The organism is Flavobacterium sp. WG21, from assembly GCF_000335775.1.
Classification (GTDB): domain Bacteria; phylum Bacteroidota; class Bacteroidia; order Flavobacteriales; family Flavobacteriaceae; genus Flavobacterium; species Flavobacterium tructae.
Map to the genome: position 1 here is coordinate 1 of NZ_AMYW01000013.1, position 16252 is coordinate 16252.

A 16252-nucleotide genomic window follows, 5' to 3' on the forward strand; every position below is an offset into this window, starting at 1 on the left:
TAAGTTTTACCATCAATTAATAGTGTTGCGGACGGAATTATATTTCCTCCTGTAAGTGCATCGTACCAGATAACACCGGTTCCGGAAATTGCTAAGTCTGCTACCGTAGCGTTTGTTGCTGTACAGAATTGTTGTGTAGCAGCACCCGTTGGTGTTTTAGGATCACTGATGCTAACGGTTACAGCTAAACGATTTGTACTTTCACATGTACTTGTCTTTGCTGCTGCATAATAGGTTTTACCATCAATTAATAGTGTTGTGGATGAAATTATATTTCCAGCTATAGCTGCATCATACCAGACAACATCAGTTTCAGAGGTGATTAAATCAGCTACTGTAGCTTTAGCAGCAGTACAGAATTGCTGGGCAGCGTTTCCCGTTGGGGTTGACAAACCTCCAAGTGTAATGTTGACAGATTCTGTAAAATAACATCCTCCGAAAGAATTAATTTCTACTTTGTAAGTGCCAATTTGGGCAGCCGTTATATTATTGATATTTAATTCAGGGGCACTAATTTGCGTACCATCTGGCAAGGTCCATTTTATCGAATTTACCGGTCCCATTTGTATTATAGACAATTTGATATCACTTCCGATACAAACAGCTCTGTCTCCACCATTTATTAATTGTGAAAAGGAACTTCTTAAAATCAGAGGCTGTAAAACTTCATAGCAGACTGTTTTTGCTTTTACGATATAATTTCCTGCTGTCAGTCCTTTAAATACAGGACTTGATTGTCCTGTTGTTGGGAAATCGGAATCTGTTTCTTTTTTTATAAAGTAAGTAATACTTTCTGAAACATTGTTTACTTTGGTATGAAGATCCCCTGTTGTATCTCCTGAACAGACAATTCCGCCGGATTCTGATAAATCAAACGTGGGGAAATTAGGTTGAACATCTACAAAAGCAGTTTGAGTGTTTTCAATTAACTCGCTTTGCAAGAGAGGTCTTCCACCAATAAATTTTCTGGCTATCCCTATTTCATATTTTCCTGCTATATCCTGAAAAAAAGAAAAATTACTGATTCCTTCTTTTAAAGAATTAGAACCTAAAATGGCATTAAAAGTTCCCATGCCTGCAGGTCCACTGACAATCCCGGGGAAAATTTGGTTATTTCCATAAAAACTGGCCAATGTACTGTTTATTGCGCCTGTACCGACAGCTGATACTTTTATAGTTACATTTTTGTTATAACGATCACATCTTGAGGCGTCCGGATTAAAACTAACGTTGGTGATTTCAATTTTTGTAAAATAACTGTCTAAAACCACTTGAAATTCTTCATCAAAACAAGCCGAATCTTTTATTCTTATGGTATAAGTTCCTGGAAGTAATTCATTTCCTAATCCGAAAATAGGTTCTTTGTAGGTTACTGCCAATGGTGACGGACCGTTTACAAGGCTTACGGTAACTTTACCTTGCAAGCCTACATAACCGGGAGTGGCCATAGGAGGATATACCGCCAGTGCACATTTACCAAAAAACGTAGCACTTGGTCCTGTGAAAAATTGTATTTTGCCTTTGATGTCTTTATCGGGAGCAAAATAATTGGGATCAATAAAAACATTTTTAGGATCAGTAATAACAGGTTTTTTAGAAAAAGTGTTTGAGGTATTGTTCGTAAAAGAGTAAGTTGTTATTTCGATTCCTGTATTATCTGTTACTTTTATAGTGTAGCTTTTACCAATATTTAGTTTACAAATTTCTAAATTGTTTATGCCTGTAATAGTATAAGTGTTTTTGATACCTGTACTGTTGTCTGTTACTTCTACGGTGTAAGGCAGACAGCCACCCTGATCTTTAGGTACGTTTTTTAGCAGAACTTGTCCCGTGTCATTGCAATTGGTATTCAAAGGGTCATCTTCGATACTGAATTCAAAATCAGTAAATGGTCTCACAATCCCTATAGCTGATGCTCCATAATCCAGTTCAACAGTTTTTGTTATGTTGCAATAGGTTGCGCTCAAACGGACAATACCCCATTTGGAACGATCTGAAGGCATCGCATATTTCTTCTTTACATCAGTAAGAGTCAGATTGTCATAAACATCCCAACCTGATCCGTTCTGAATCTCTAATTTGTAAATAAAATTCGGAACCCCATAAAGAGCAGGAAGAGTATTAAAATAAGCGCCGCCAGTACTTACCGCTAATAATCCGTTTGGAAGGGTAGCACTGCTAATACCGGAACAGACATCATTTGGAGTATTATAAATTAAATCAACAGCATTAATGGTTCCTTTATCAAGGTTAAAATTCTTAAGAACTTCATTTGGCGGAAGATTCAATACGGTTACAGGTGAAATTAAAGTACCGCAATGATCTATAGCCGAAACTTTATATTGACCACTTGGCATACCATTAAGTTTGACGATACCGGTTGCTGTTTGTACACTTCTTACAACGGTACCATCTGAAGCATTTAGCAAGTTAACAGTATAGGGAGGGTTTCCTTTTTCGACGTTAATAGCAATATCCCCCAGAGGATTAGGATCTGATGCACAGTAAGTATAATTTTTTGCGGTAAAAAGTCCAATAGTTGGAGAAATAGACGAGTAGGTACTGCCTACCTTTATGGTAGTTGCAGCTTTTATAAAAGTATTGTTTTCGTAATACCCATAGAAATAATCTCCCGCCTCTAAGTGCGTAATTAGAGAAGTTGAAGACGCAATAATATTTGCCGGATCATAAGGAGATTTTGCAACAGCATAGACTATAGGTTCAGAAACATTTTTAACTGTGATCGTAATTGTACCATCAGCTCTACCATCACCAGTACAGGAAGCATCTGTTGCAACGGCAGAAATTTCCTTTTGGGCAACTGCAGCTAAAGGCAGTAAATAGAAAAGTACATTTAGTAATTTTAAAAATTTCATAGTAAGTCCGTTAAATTGTGTTTTTGGAATTTGGGTGTAGTTAAGTTTAGAAGGATGACAATTCAGAAGAAAGCACTAAAAATTTCTTTTAACTCAATAATGAAATAGGTAGTGCCTTCAAAGCTGAATTGATGGGTGTCATCTTCTATCTTCATCTTAACTTAATGCAAAGGTATTTTGGACAATTGAGATAAATAATTCAGATTTAATAATCGGATTATTAATGATATAACTGGTTGTTTCAAGTAACACTTGATTGGCTAAAAGTGCCCGTGTTTTAGATTTTGGCAGGAACAAAAAACCAGATATAAGTTAAAGATTACAAATATTTGATCTACAGATAGTAAGTGTGAAATTTTTGGATGAAGATTGAAATCGTATACAGAGCATAAGTCCTAAAAGAGCATTAAAATCCAAAATAAAAGACGATTCGCTTTTGAGAAATTAGCTTTAAGAAGTGGCACATCAATGAATCTGAAGAAAAAACCTTACCCAAATAGGGGGCATTTTTGAAAAAAAGAAGTAATTTGGTTTAATAAATGGATAGAATGCAAAATTTAGTAAAGAGAATAATAGTTTTAGGTGTAGCTGTACTTGTCATAGTGCTGGCTTTCAAATATTGTGAATTCAAAAAAGACGACGATTCAACTATTGATTATAATACCAATCTTATTCAGCAGCAAATTTTAAATGTTGGTAAACTGGTAGTTACCGAAGGTCATTTTTCGGAAGTTATTACTTATAAAAACCAGCAGAAGTATTTAATGGACATGGTTTCTTTTGAGAAAAAAGCACTTGTAGTGGTAAACGCAAATGTTACTGTAGCCTACGATTTGCACAAAGTGAAATATGATATCGATGAAAAAAACAAAACGATTACCATTTTAAATATTCCAAAAGAAGAAATCACCATTAACCCTGATATACAGTTTTATGATGTTGAACAAAGTAAACTGAATCCATTTACGGGTGACGATTACAACAAGATCAACAAATCGGTAAAAGCAAATCTGGCCAAAAAGATAGAGGGCTCTACTTTGAAAACAAACGCTCAAAACCGATTGATCAGCGAATTATCAAAGATTTTAATTCTTACCAACTCCATGGGTTGGAAACTGCAATACAACGGAAAAACAATCCAGTCTGAAAAAGAGTTTAGCGAGGACTTGAAGCTTTGATTTTTTTTAGAGGTACTAAAGGGCTAAGACGTTAAGGTTCTGAGGTTTTTTCAATATTGTCATTTCGGACGGAAGGAGAAATCTTCGTAAGAAGCTTGACAAAGGTTGGATTTCTCCCTTCGCTCTAAATATTATAAAAGCACAAAATCCGACAGGTTTTTAAAACCTGTCGGATTTAATATAATTGTTTTAAAAACTTAGCACCTTAGTATCTCAGAACCTTAGCAACTTAGAATAACTTCTAAACTAAACCGCTTCTTTATCAAAAATCAGATCTAGGCCTCCAGAAATCAAATGTGCCACTTCAGGGCGTTTTTCTTTTAATTGATCCAGATGAACCAGAACTTCCTGTAAAAGTTGTTTCTCATTTGAACGCTCCAAAAGCTCGACGATTTCCACAGCCAATAACCAATCATTAGGATGAGATTCTTTCAGTTTATGAAATACAGTGATTAACTCAGTTGTAGCACTTTTATTTTCTCTGGTCAGGCGAACGGTTTGATAAAGGATTTCCAGATCGTCACGTTCGGCAGTATGTTGTGCTTTTATAGTAGTTGTTTTGGGTACAGTATCGATCAGGTCAAAGCTATTCACATCAGCCGGACCGGAAAAAGCCGAAACGACTTTTTTACCAATTGCCATATCATAATTTCCCCATTCAGGCTGAAACAAAATGGTTTCGCCATGAGTTACAGTACAATTTCTGAAACTAATTAAAATGATTTCGCCGTGTAAATTTCTTGAACCGGTAATGATTTCACCTTCTACAATAATATCACCTTCAAATTCTAATCTTACAGTTTCATTTTCTACGATAGAGTAAGCCTGTAAATCTTTAGGGCTCATGTCTTCGATTGCTAAATTGAAGCCTTTTAGTTTTCCAATCGGACTTCCAAATCCATGAGGATGCGTTAGCGTTCCGTGACCAACTAATTCTTTTTCACGGTAGGATAAAGCTATTTTTCCAGTAGTCTGAATGTAGATAGGTTTTCCTTCATCTTCCAGAACATTGGTAAAAACACCTGAAATCTGTAAACCGGTACTCAACTCAATTGTTCCTAAAGCATTGGAATGAATTAGTTTTTGTATACCGGAAAGGCCTCCTGTTCTCAAAGCCATTTTATTGGCAAATTCTTCTAAAACCAAACTCAAATAGGAAAAATTTGGTGTTACAAAAAGTTGAGGTTGTAATTGAGTAATATCAAAGTTTTGATTGGCCGCAGAGATGTTATAAGGGATTTTCTTTACATTATCCGTCATGCACCAAGCGCTCTCCCCAATAGAGGATAGTAAGCCCGCGCCATATATTTTCGGATTTTCAACGGTTCCGATTAAACCATACTCTACTGTCCACCAATGCAGGTTTCGAATTTGTGCCATTTCAGACAATTCGCCCATATTGTTTTGTAAATCGGCAACTGCTTTCTCCGCTTCGTCTATTTTTTCCTGAGGCGTATCTTCCGCTTCTTTCAAAATAGAAAGTAGTCGAATCGCTTCATACATCTGGTAATCTTTATGAGATGAAATAGCTTTACAGCCAATTTCTCCAAAACGTCTTAAGTACTCCGCATATTCAGGATTAGCGATAATAGGGGCGTGTCCTGCACCTTCATGAATAATATCCGGTGCCGGAGTATATTCGATATGTTCCAGTTGACGAATATCTGAAGCAATAACCAAAACGTTATAAGCCTGAAATTCCATAAAAGCGTTTGGAGGAATAAAACCGTCCACCGCAACAGCTGCCCAACCAATTTCAGTCAGAATTCGATTCATTCCGTACATACTTGGAATAGAGTCAATTTCGATTCCGGTTTTTTTCAAACCATCCAGATAAGAATGATGCGCAACTTTTGAAAGATAATCTACATTTTTACGCATTACATAGCGCCAAACAGCTTGATTAATTGGTGTATAATCACCATAATCCTGAGGTTTAATAAATTGCTTTAAATGTTTAGGCAATCGCTCTAGTAACGGGTTTGTTTCAATACTTGCATTCATTTCGAAAACGTTGTAGATTAGAATGTAAAATTACGGATTTACAGTGCTAATTTTTGCTATTTATATCAATTTTTTTATCCGAAATGTTTTTTAATTGCATTTTTCGTGACTTTTCCCAATAAGAAAAGAAAGCTTATCTTTTAGCAATCATTGTTTTCGTAATTAACTTTCTCCAGTTTTTTTTCGTACGATTCAATATCTTTTTTAGACATACTGGCTTCTTTTAGTACCACTTTTAATTGTTTTTTAGTGTCAGGACTTATCCATAAGCCACTAAAATTGGTGCCTTCTTTCGTTAAAATCATCATACCTGAGAATCCATGCTCTACAAGGGCGAACTGATTTTCGTTTTTTGTGTTTTGCGTAATATTCAGCTGAATCCAACCTCCTGATTTGTCATAACGATAGATTGAAGTGTACATGAGGTCGGCTGTACAGGGATTTTCTTCCGCTTTTATATAAAAAGTGACATTTATTTTTCCGTCAATTGTTCCTTTGTATAAAGTGTTTTTTGAGGATTGTGCCTTAGTAAAATTTAAAAATAAAAGAGAGAACAAAAAAGAAAGTAATATTTTTTTCATGTGTAAACGCAATAGTAGGTTGGTTAGGATGATTTTATTTGGATTTAAAAGTACGGTATATTTTAGTTAAGGCAAACCGTAAAATCAGCTTATTATCAATTAAAAAATTAATGATTTTCAGGATTTCTGAAATAGTCAATTTTATAATTGAACATATATGCCATGTTGGCTGCTCTCATTTTTGCTTCTTCGGTAATAGTTCCTGAGAAAAGTCCATCGATAGAAGTGTTAAAAAGTAGTACCCAACGATCGAAATGGGTTTTATCTACCGGTAGTTGTTTGTGTGGAGGAAAAGGGCTTCCTGAATAGGCGCGTACATCAAATAAAATAGTTTGCCAGAAACCGTACATTTTTTCTAAATGCTCCGGCCAGCGATCCTGGAGTTTCTCATTGAAAATCGGTCCCAGTAAATCGTCTTTTCGCACTTTACCATAAAAGGTGTCCACCATTAATTTTATATCTTCTATGTTTGAAATGTCTTTAAGCGTTGCCATGTTTTTTACTATAAATGAAAGACAAAAGTACGATTAACTAATTTGTGATCGCTGATATTTATCATTTCAGATTGTTTGTGAGTTCGATTGAAAAGGTTTTATTGTAAAAATAGACAGTTTTAAATCACACCCTTTTTTACATTATCCGATCATTTGTGTAAATAGATCCTGACGGTCATTTAAATATTGAAACTCAAATCCGTTTTTGGTCATATTCATTTTAATCGCCAGTATGTCTTTCTTGTTTTTTAGTTCTAAACCTACGACTACTGAACCTACCTCACGGCTGTTTTTCTTGGCAAATTGGAAATAAGTAATATCATCATCAGGGCCTAAGATGTTGTTTACAAATTCTTTTAAAGCACCCGGACGCTGTGGAAACTGAATCATAAAATAATGCATCAGACCTTCGTATAATAAAGAACGTTCTTTTATTTCGGCTGTTCTTTCAATGTCATTGTTGCTGCCACTCACCACGCACACTACTTTTTTGCCTTTTATTTTATCCTTATAAAAATCTAAAGCGGCAATAGTCAGAGCTCCTGCAGGCTCTACGACCATGGCTTCTTCGTTATACAAACGCAAAATCGTTGTACAGACTTTTCCTTCCGGTACCAGAATAATATCGTCTAAATTTGTTCGGCAGATCTCGAAGGTTTTGTCGCCCACTTGTTTAACAGCAGCACCATCCACAAATTTGTCAATTGTTTTTAAAGCCGTATTTTTATTTGCTTCGATAGAGTTTTTCATTGAAGGGGCTCCTTTGGGTTCTACTCCAATGATTTTTGTATTCGGACTTAGTTGCTTAAAAACTTCAGACAAACCTGAAGCCAGCCCACCGCCGCCAATGGGAACAAAAACATAATCAATAGGTTCATTGTAACTGTCCAGAATTTCTAATGCTACAGTTCCCTGACCCGCAATAACTTTGTCATCGTCAAAAGGATGGATGAACGTTTTTTGATTTTCGGTTGCATCTGCTGTAGCGGAAGCATAGGCATCATCGAAAGTATCTCCGGTAAGTACAATTTCAACAAATGATTTTCCGAACAATTGTACCTGTTTGACTTTTTGTTTTGGAGTGGTTTTAGGCATGTAGATTTTACCTTTTATTTGCAAAAGATGACAGGAGTAAGCTACGCCCTGTGCATGATTTCCCGCGCTGGCACACACAATTCCGCTTGCTTTTTCGGTTTCGGTTAACGAAGAAATCTTGTTGTAAGCTCCTCTGATTTTATACGATCGAACAATTTGTAAATCTTCTCTTTTTAATAAAATAGTTGATTTAAACTCGTCAGAAAGATTTAAATTTTGGGTGAGTGGAGTAGCGGCAACCACATTTTCAAGTTGCTTTTGAGCAGCAAGTACTTCGTTAAATAAATTCATAAAGATTAAATTGTTTTTTGCCAAAGATTAAAGGATTTAAAAAGATTTTTAATCTGTGAGAATCTGTGAAATCTGTGGCAAAATGTTTTGTACTATATTTTTTTAAATAAAAAAAACCTCCCGTTTTGGGAGGTTTTATAAATTGTATTTTGTTTACTTATTTATACATTACCTCGCCATTATTGCTGAATTGCAATAATAGTAATAGCGATAATAATGTTATTTAAGTTTTTCATTTCAGATAATTGAATCGCAAATGTATTAATTATTTTGAGAAGATTTCAATAACTTTTTTTAGTTTTTGTAAAAAACTGAAAACAGAGACTGAAAACTACTTTTTAACCGGAGGGTATTGTGCCAGAATTTTAGATACAAACTCGGCAACCTTTTCGTCTTTTTTAGCAACGTTTTTGGTTAGCGTTCCAACACCTTCTCCTTGCCAGATCATTTCTTTTTTCTTAGCATCAATCAAATCAATGAATAAAGTTCCTTCGGTAGAAGTAGAAACGGTAGTTTGATTTCCTCCGTACATCATGTAAGGATTCCATCCCCATCCCCAACCGTAACCCCAGCCGGCACTAAATTGATTTACATTGACTTGTTCTCTTGCTTTAGTGAAAATATTAACTAATAAATCGGGGTTTTCGCTTTTGGTAAAACCTTTGGCCTGCATTTGATCATCGATGGCACGTAAAATACGTCTTTTATCCAAATCAGATATTTCAACCTTGTCAATTCCGGGCTTGAAGAAAGCATACGTTTTGTAAGAGGCAAAATTTACGTTTTTGTCGTAATCAGAGTAGACGCTGACTGTGCTGCATGACGCTAGTATTAAAAGCAAAAAAACGGGTACTAATTTGAATGTTTTCATATGTTAAAAATTTAATGTTCTCTTTGATCTGCCTGACTGAGCGCAGTCCATCAGATGGAGCATAGCTCTGTCAGACTGAGCGGAGTCGAAGTCTCTTTTTTTCAACTCCGCTCAGCTTGACATTACTATCTAAAATAGATTTTCATCTACTATATTAGGTAAAGTCACTTTTAATAGAGGCTGAACTTCCATTGCTCTTTTTATTGCAAAAATAGCTTCGTCATTTCTGGCCCAGCTTCTTCTTGAAATTCCGTTGTTAACATCCCAAAAAAGCATTGAGGCTAAACGTTTTGAAGCCTCTTTAGATCCATCAAGAACCATACCAAAGCCACCATTTATAACCTCTCCCCAGCCAACTCCGCCGCCATTATGTATAGAAACCCAGGTTGCCCCTCTAAAGCTGTCTCCAATCACGTTTTGGATGGCCATATCGGCTGTAAAGCGTGATCCGTCGTAGATGTTAGAGGTTTCTCTGTACGGAGAATCTGTTCCCGAAACGTCATGATGATCGCGTCCTAAAACAACGGCTCCAATTTCACCTTTGGCAATCGCCTGATTGAAAGCCTCGGCAATTTTAATTCGGCCTTCAGCATCGGCATATAAAATTCTGGCTTGTGAACCCACAACCAGTTTGTTCTCCTGCGCGCCTTTGATCCATTTAATGTTGTCCTGCATTTGCTGCTGGATCTCATTTGGAGCTGTTTGAGCCATTTCTTCTAAAACCTGGCTGGCAATAGCATCTGTTTTCTGCAAATCTTCCGGTTTTCCCGAAGTACACACCCATCTAAATGGACCAAAACCGTAATCAAAACACATTGGTCCCATGATGTCCTGAACATAACTTGGGTATTTAAAATCAATATTATTTTCGGCCATTACATCGGCACCTGCGCGTGAAGCTTCTAATAAAAAGGCATTTCCGTAATCAAAAAAGTAAGTCCCTTTTGCAGTGTGTTGGTTAATCGCTTTCGCCTGACGACGTAATGATTCCTGTACTTTTTCTTTGAACAATTCAGGATTATTAGCCATCATTTCGTTAGCTTCTTCAAAAGAAATTCCAACTGGATAATAACCTCCTGCCCAAGGATTGTGAAGAGAAGTCTGGTCTGAACCCAAATCAATTTTGATGTTTTCTTTGTCGAAGCATTCCCAAACGTCTACTACATTTCCTAAGTAAGCGATGGATACCACTTCTTTATTCGCTTTTGCTGTAAGGACTCTTTTTACCAGTTCTTCTGTCGAAGTTACGATTTCATTGATCCAGCCCTGCTCGTGGCGAATCTTGGTGATTTTTGGATTTACTTCTGCACAAACCGTGATACAGCCAGCAATATTTCCGGCTTTTGGCTGTGCGCCCGACATTCCGCCAAGTCCTGAAGTTACAAAAAGATTTCCTTCCGGATTTTGTTTGATTTTTCTAAAACCGTTCAAAACCGTAATCGTTGTTCCGTGAACAATTCCTTGTGGTCCTATGTACATATAACTTCCCGCAGTCATTTGTCCGTATTGCGAAACACCTAAGGCATTCATTTTCTCCCAATCATCCGGTTTCGAATAATTTGGGATCACCATTCCGTTTGTTACAACAACTCTTGGAGCTTCCGCATGCGACGGGAACAATCCCATCGGGTGGCCTGAGTACATGGTCAAAGTTTGCTCGTCTGTCATTTCAGACAGGTATTGCATCGTTAGTAAATATTGTGCCCAGTTTTGAAAAACAGCTCCATTTCCACCATAAGTAATCAGTTCATGAGGATGTTGTGCTACAGCATAATCCAAATTGTTCTGAATCATGTGCATGATGGCTTTTGCCTGCAATGATTTTCCCGGATATTCATCAATTGGTCGGGCATACATTCTGTACTCCGGACGAAAACGGTACATGTAAATACGTCCGTAAGTTTCTAATTCTTCTGAAAACTCCTGAATTAATTCCGCATGGTGCTTGGCATCAAAATAACGCAGGGCATTTTTTAAAGCCAGCTTTTTTTCTTCTGCTGATAAGATTTCTTTTCGCTTTGGCGCATGGTTAATCGCTAAATCGTATGTTGCCTTTGGGGGTAATATGGTAGGTATTCCTTGTTGTATTTGTTCTTTGAAAGTCATTTTTTTTATAAGGTACTTAGTTGCTAAGATTTAAAGTTGCTAAGATAATTTAGCAAGATTAGCAACAGATTAATTTTTTTGTTTTTTTTAGATTATATCGCCCCGCTGGGGCTGAATTTCTGATCGCTAATTTTATTTTTATAAATATAGCACTCCTTTGGAGTTGCTCTAAGCCTTGGAAAGGCACTATGTTTATAGAAAACAATACGATCATTTGGTAAAAGCTCCGGAGGAGCGAAATATTGCCAAAGAATATTCGATTCAAAAAATAATGATCTCATTTTCAAATTGGCACATTTTCGAACTAAAAAAAACTAAGGATAACGGATATCCGACCTGTGATAGGATTTGTGGATGGTAATCCTAAATTTTCGAAACAGAATATCCATTTATAGATTTTTAGATTGTTAGACTTGCTTAGATTGTTAGATTTTTTTAAAGTGAATCTAAGTCTTGTAATTTTTACAATTGTTATTTATTTTATTGGCTTCTTGTCATTCTTAGATGAAGATGATTAGGATAATCTAAGTAGTCTAAAAATCTAACGATCTAAGAAGTCTAAAAGAATTATTTTCTTATTTCCCCTGTTCGTTTGTCAAACCCATACGGACAATGACGACAGCCGCTTTTACAGCAATAACCACGTTTTAGGTGGTGTTTTTCAGTAAAGCATTTATAACCTTCGGGGGTATAGTAAAAATCTTCCCCTTCGATTAATTTATTTTCATTACTTTGCTCCTTCATAAATCTGCATTGCGTTGGTGTTCTCCATTTTTTAAAATCAAAAATAATTAATAGATTGTGACTTTAATGAAATTGAACAATTTTCATCTACAAATTTATAAATTTTACAGCTAATGTTTCTGATTGTTGCTAAATATTTAATTCCAAAAGGGTATCGGGGAATGGCTGTGTTTCCGTTTGTGATTTTAAAATATGATGCAGATAAAGCAAATGCTGTTTTTGTCAATCATGAAAAAATTCATCTTCGGCAGCAATTGGAATTATTGATTCTTCCGTTTTATATTTTGTATGTTTTTGAATATGCAATTCGGCTGCTACAATACAAAGACAAAGAGCTGGCCTATCGGAATATAAGCTTTGAGAGAGAAGCTTACGCCAATGAAACTCATCTTAATTATTTGAAAAGCCGATCTTTTTTTTGGCTTTTTGAATTACTTAACTTTAAAACATCATTAGATTTTGAATCAGGAAATCCAAATCGCTTTTCCAAAGGGTATTAGGCTGACTATAAAACGGGAAGATTTAATTCATCCCTTTGTTTCAGGAAATAAATTCAGGAAATTGAAATACAATTTGCTTCAGGCGAAAACCGAACATCAAGAGACTCTGTTGACTTTTGGTGGAGCTTTTTCCAATCACATTGCTGCAGTTGCTTATGCCGGAAAAGAGCAGGGATTCAGAACGATAGGGATTATTAGGGGAGAGGAACTTTTTGATAAAATTGAAGAAAATCCGACATTAAAATTTGCTCAGGAAAACGGAATGCAGTTTGAGTTTGTGACGCGAGAGGAGTACCGGGATAAAAATGAAGATTCCTTTATAGAAAAACTTAAAGATAAATTTGGTGATTTCTATTTAGTACCCGAAGGCGGGACAAATGAACTGGCTGTAAAAGGATGCGAAGAGATTTTAACTGAAGAAGACGCCATTTTTGATTTCGTTTGTTGCGCGGTAGGAACGGGCGGAACGATATCGGGATTGATTAATAGTGCGTTGCCGCATCAGAAAATTTTAGGATTTCCGGCATTAAAAGGTGACTTTTTAACCGATGAAATTCGTATTTTTGCAAAGAAAGATAACTGGGATTTAATTTCTGACTATCATTTTGGAGGTTATGGGAAGGTAAATTTGGAATTAATTGAATTTATCAATACTTTTTTTGAAGAAACTAAAGTGCCTTTAGATCCAATTTATACGGGAAAGATGGTTTTTGGCGTTATAGACTTAATACATAAAAATTACTTTCCTGAACATTCAAGAATTTTACTCATTCACACCGGCGGATTGCAGGGAATTGAAGGGATGAATATTAAATTGAAGCGGAAAAAATTACCAATACTTAAAAGCAATGGTTAAAAAAATATTAGCACTTTTAATTCTGGCAACTGTAGTGGGCTGCTCCTCAAGTAAACCTACTATCGCGACGACCAAAAAAGCGGCGGCGGTCCAGAGGCCCAGAGTGGCAACAACCAAAAAGCCAACTTACACCAAACCAATTGGCAAAAAATACCCTTCTACAAATAATACAACTGAGGTTATTCAGTCTACTTCAAAAACAGTTGTAACCAGCGATTTAATCAATAATTATATTTTACAGTACAAAGATATTGCAATAGGCAATATGCAGAAGTATGGCATTCCTGCAAGTATCATTCTGGCACAGGGGATTTTAGAATCCGGTGCAGGAAAAGGAGATTTAGCCCTGGAAGCCAACAATCATTTTGGAATTAAGTGCCATAAAGACTGGCTGGGAGCAAGTGTTCGTCATGATGATGATTCTGCTCAGGAATGTTTCCGAAAATATACAGAAGCTGCAGAATCTTATAGAGATCATGCTTTATTTTTGGTTGGTAAAAATAGATATGCGACTCTGTTTACTTACGAAAAAGACGATTATAAAGCATGGGCAAAAGGATTAAGGGCTGCAGGTTATGCTACAGATCCCAACTATCCGGATAAATTAATTAGCTATATCGAACGATACAATTTGCATCAATACGATTGTCAGGTTACCGGAAAAAGCTATAAACCTTTTGAAAAATCAACTCCGGTAAGAAGTTCTTCTGTTTCTCCTAACACTCCTTCCTCTTCTAATTCAAATGATCCGAATCTATATGAAGTGCAGAAAGGAGATACCTTGTATTCGATTTCAAAAAAATTCAATGTATTGGTTGATGATTTAAAACAAAAAAACAATCTTTCGGATAACGCGATTTCGATCGGACAGAAGCTGAGAGTGAAATAATTATCAATTGTCAATTGTTAATTATTAATTTTCTATAAAGTTGTTTATGAAAAAGAAAGTCAAAATTGGAATTTTTACTTTTGCTATAATTTTAAGCACGAGACTTTTTTGTGGGGTTTATGATCATGATGAATTTACAGAAAGTCATTTTTTTATAAAACACCGCCCAATTTGGAAATGGAACTTTTATTCGCCAATTGGAATGTCTGATAAAAAAAATGAAGAACTTGCCCAAGAGGAACAAATCGAACAAAAATATTTTAATACGTTTATTAAAGAACAGGGCTTAAGCCGATAAATAAATCTAAAATCTAAAATCATAATGATTTATAAAAGAAGTAGTCAGCTTTTTGCTGAAGCAGAAAAAGTAATTCCGGGAGGAGTAAATTCACCGGTAAGAGCATTTAAAGCGGTTGGTGGAACGCCAATTTTTGTAAAGAGTGCCAAGGGTGCTTATTTGTATGACGAAGACGGAAATAAATTAATCGATTATATCAATTCATGGGGGCCAATGGTCTTAGGGCATGCTTTTCAGCCAGTTGTGGATGCGGTAATCGAAAAAGCAAAACTGGGAACTTCATTTGGAATGCCAACGGAATTAGAAACGGAGATTGCTGCTTTAGCGGTTTCTATGGTTCCGAATATTGATAAAATAAGATTTGTAAATTCAGGTACAGAGGCTTGTATGAGTGCCATTCGTCTGGCTCGCGGATTTACAAAAAGAGATAAAATCATAAAATTTGCAGGCTGTTACCACGGACATTCTGATTCATTTTTGATTCAGGCGGGAAGTGGTGCCGTGACATTCGGATCACCAAACAGCCCCGGAGTTACGGAAGGAACTGCAAAAGATACTTTATTGGCAAAATACAATGATTTAGAGAATGTAAAAACTTTAATCGAAGCTAATAAAGGCGAAATCGCTGCTATTATTATCGAAGCTGTTGCCGGAAATATGGGTTGTATCCCACCTCAAAAAGGTTTTCTGGAAGGCTTAAGAGAATTGTGTACGGCAAACGGAATTTTACTGATTTTTGATGAGGTAATGACAGGCTTCCGTCTGGCTCGCGGAGGAGTTCAGGAATTGTACAACATCAATGCAGATATCGTGACTTTCGGAAAAGTAATTGGTGGAGGTTTACCTGTAGGTGCTTTTGCAGCCCGTGAAGAAATCATGAATTATCTGGCACCGCTTGGTCCGGTATATCAGGCAGGAACATTATCAGGTAATCCGCTGGCAATGGCTGCAGGTTTGGCAATGTTACAGGCACTAAATAATGATCCGGCAATCTTTACTCGTTTAGAAGAAAAAACAGCTTATTTAGAAGCTGGAATCGACAGGGTTTTAAAAGCCAATAATGTTGTTTTTACCATCAATAGAGTAGGATCGATGATTTCTGTTCACTTTGATGCAGATCCGGTTGTTGATTTTCAAACTGCTGCGAAAGGCGATAATGAAACGTTTAAGAAATTCTTCCATGGCTTGTTGCAAGAAGGTGTTTATATTGCCCCATCGGCTTATGAAACCTGGTTTATCACCGATGCGCTAACTTATGAAGACCTGGATTTTACAATCAATGCGATCGATAAAGTTTCGAAGACTTTTTAAATCTTAGAAATTTAAAGTATATATTTTTTTTCAATCGAAGGCTCAGTTTTTTAGTAAAGCTGGGTCTTTTTTTTATTGTAGTATTCAGTCACGGTTTTCAGTCGCATTTCACATTTTACATTTCACAATATTCGGTCTCGTTTTGCAGCTTAAATTTT

At 36.2% G+C, this 16252-nt stretch carries 14 protein-coding genes; 6 read left to right on the forward strand and 8 right to left on the reverse strand.

Annotated features, from left to right (window positions below; translation table 11 throughout):
* A partial coding sequence (locus C245_RS22945; protein WP_035746549.1) for a hypothetical protein occupies window positions 1–2876 on the reverse strand: 2876 nt, incomplete at its 3' end.
* A 548-nt stretch (window positions 2877–3424) separates the two neighbouring features.
* Between C245_RS22945 and C245_RS0111160 the strand changes: the two genes are divergently transcribed.
* A complete protein-coding gene (locus tag C245_RS0111160) occupies window positions 3425–4054 on the forward strand; it encodes a DUF4230 domain-containing protein (protein WP_026110011.1) in 630 nt (209 codons plus the stop codon).
* Window positions 4055–4300: 246 nt separating this feature from the next.
* On the opposite strand, the gene C245_RS0111165 is transcribed toward C245_RS0111160, so the two are convergent.
* From C245_RS0111165 to C245_RS24390, 7 genes are all read right to left on the reverse strand, one after another.
* Window positions 4301–6058 (reverse strand): aromatic amino acid hydroxylase, encoded by a 1758-nt coding sequence (locus C245_RS0111165; protein ID WP_017496683.1) that lies wholly within the window; start codon window positions 6056–6058, stop codon window positions 4301–4303.
* A gap of 140 nt (window positions 6059–6198) precedes the next feature.
* Entirely contained in the window at window positions 6199–6639 is a 441-nt protein-coding gene (locus C245_RS0111170; RefSeq protein ID WP_017496684.1) for a hypothetical protein, read from the reverse strand.
* Between the two features lie 107 nt (window positions 6640–6746).
* Window positions 6747–7133, reverse strand: coding sequence for a group III truncated hemoglobin (locus C245_RS0111175; RefSeq protein ID WP_017496685.1), 387 nt, complete (start codon window positions 7131–7133; stop codon window positions 6747–6749).
* Between the two features lie 141 nt (window positions 7134–7274).
* Window positions 7275–8519, reverse strand: a complete 1245-nt coding sequence (gene ilvA / locus C245_RS0111180) for a threonine ammonia-lyase IlvA (protein WP_026110012.1) — start codon at window positions 8517–8519, stop codon at window positions 7275–7277.
* A 331-nt stretch (window positions 8520–8850) separates the two neighbouring features.
* A complete protein-coding gene (locus tag C245_RS0111185; protein ID WP_017496687.1) occupies window positions 8851–9390 on the reverse strand; it encodes a DUF4136 domain-containing protein in 540 nt (179 codons plus the stop codon).
* Between the two features lie 129 nt (window positions 9391–9519).
* Entirely contained in the window at window positions 9520–11496 is a 1977-nt protein-coding gene (locus C245_RS0111190) for a urocanate hydratase (protein ID WP_017496688.1), read from the reverse strand.
* A gap of 567 nt (window positions 11497–12063) precedes the next feature.
* Window positions 12064–12240, reverse strand: a complete 177-nt coding sequence (locus C245_RS24390; protein WP_165830187.1) for a DUF5522 domain-containing protein — start codon at window positions 12238–12240, stop codon at window positions 12064–12066.
* 113 nt (window positions 12241–12353) lie between these two features.
* On the opposite strand from C245_RS24390, the gene C245_RS0111195 reads away from it, so the two are divergent.
* Genes C245_RS0111195 through hemL form a run of 5 tightly spaced genes read left to right on the forward strand, consistent with a single transcriptional unit; the run spans window position 12354 to window position 16094 of the window.
* Window positions 12354–12740 (forward strand): hypothetical protein, encoded by a 387-nt coding sequence (locus C245_RS0111195; protein ID WP_017496689.1) that lies wholly within the window; start codon window positions 12354–12356, stop codon window positions 12738–12740.
* The gene (locus tag C245_RS0111200; RefSeq protein ID WP_017496690.1) at window positions 12700–13596 is read left to right on the forward strand and encodes a 1-aminocyclopropane-1-carboxylate deaminase/D-cysteine desulfhydrase; all 897 of its coding nucleotides are present in this window, start codon (window positions 12700–12702) and stop codon (window positions 13594–13596) included. Before C245_RS0111195 ends, C245_RS0111200 begins: the two co-directional genes overlap by 41 nt.
* Complete coding sequence (locus C245_RS0111205; protein ID WP_017496691.1) at window positions 13589–14485, forward strand: glucosaminidase domain-containing protein; 897 nt, start codon at window positions 13589–13591, stop codon at window positions 14483–14485. The genes C245_RS0111200 and C245_RS0111205 overlap by 8 nt, the downstream gene beginning before the upstream one ends.
* Before the next feature lie 46 nt (window positions 14486–14531).
* Window positions 14532–14783, forward strand: coding sequence for a hypothetical protein (locus C245_RS0111210; RefSeq protein ID WP_017496692.1), 252 nt, complete (start codon window positions 14532–14534; stop codon window positions 14781–14783).
* Between the two features lie 24 nt (window positions 14784–14807).
* A complete protein-coding gene (gene hemL, locus C245_RS0111215) occupies window positions 14808–16094 on the forward strand; it encodes a glutamate-1-semialdehyde 2,1-aminomutase (RefSeq protein WP_017496693.1) in 1287 nt (428 codons plus the stop codon).
* Window positions 16095–16252 lie beyond the last annotated feature (158 nt).

Bases quoted from the DNA above. Each gene is read 5' to 3' on its own strand.
- C245_RS0111175 (WP_017496685.1), bottom strand. From the start codon at position 7,133: ATGGCAACGCTTAAAGACATTTCAAACATAGAAGATATAAAATTAATG.
- C245_RS0111195 (WP_017496689.1), top strand. From the start codon at position 12,354: ATGTTTCTGATTGTTGCTAAATATTTAATTCCAAAAGGGTATCGGGGA.
- hemL (WP_017496693.1), top strand. From the start codon at position 14,808: ATGATTTATAAAAGAAGTAGTCAGCTTTTTGCTGAAGCAGAAAAAGTA.
- C245_RS24390 (WP_165830187.1), bottom strand. From the start codon at position 12,240: ATGAAGGAGCAAAGTAATGAAAATAAATTAATCGAAGGGGAAGATTTT.
- C245_RS0111170 (WP_017496684.1), bottom strand. From the start codon at position 6,639: ATGAAAAAAATATTACTTTCTTTTTTGTTCTCTCTTTTATTTTTAAAT.
- C245_RS0111160 (WP_026110011.1), top strand. From the start codon at position 3,425: ATGCAAAATTTAGTAAAGAGAATAATAGTTTTAGGTGTAGCTGTACTT.
- ilvA (WP_026110012.1), bottom strand. From the start codon at position 8,519: ATGAATTTATTTAACGAAGTACTTGCTGCTCAAAAGCAACTTGAAAAT.
- C245_RS0111165 (WP_017496683.1), bottom strand. From the start codon at position 6,058: ATGAATGCAAGTATTGAAACAAACCCGTTACTAGAGCGATTGCCTAAA.
- C245_RS0111205 (WP_017496691.1), top strand. From the start codon at position 13,589: ATGGTTAAAAAAATATTAGCACTTTTAATTCTGGCAACTGTAGTGGGC.
- C245_RS0111210 (WP_017496692.1), top strand. From the start codon at position 14,532: ATGAAAAAGAAAGTCAAAATTGGAATTTTTACTTTTGCTATAATTTTA.
- C245_RS0111185 (WP_017496687.1), bottom strand. From the start codon at position 9,390: ATGAAAACATTCAAATTAGTACCCGTTTTTTTGCTTTTAATACTAGCG.
- C245_RS0111190 (WP_017496688.1), bottom strand. From the start codon at position 11,496: ATGACTTTCAAAGAACAAATACAACAAGGAATACCTACCATATTACCC.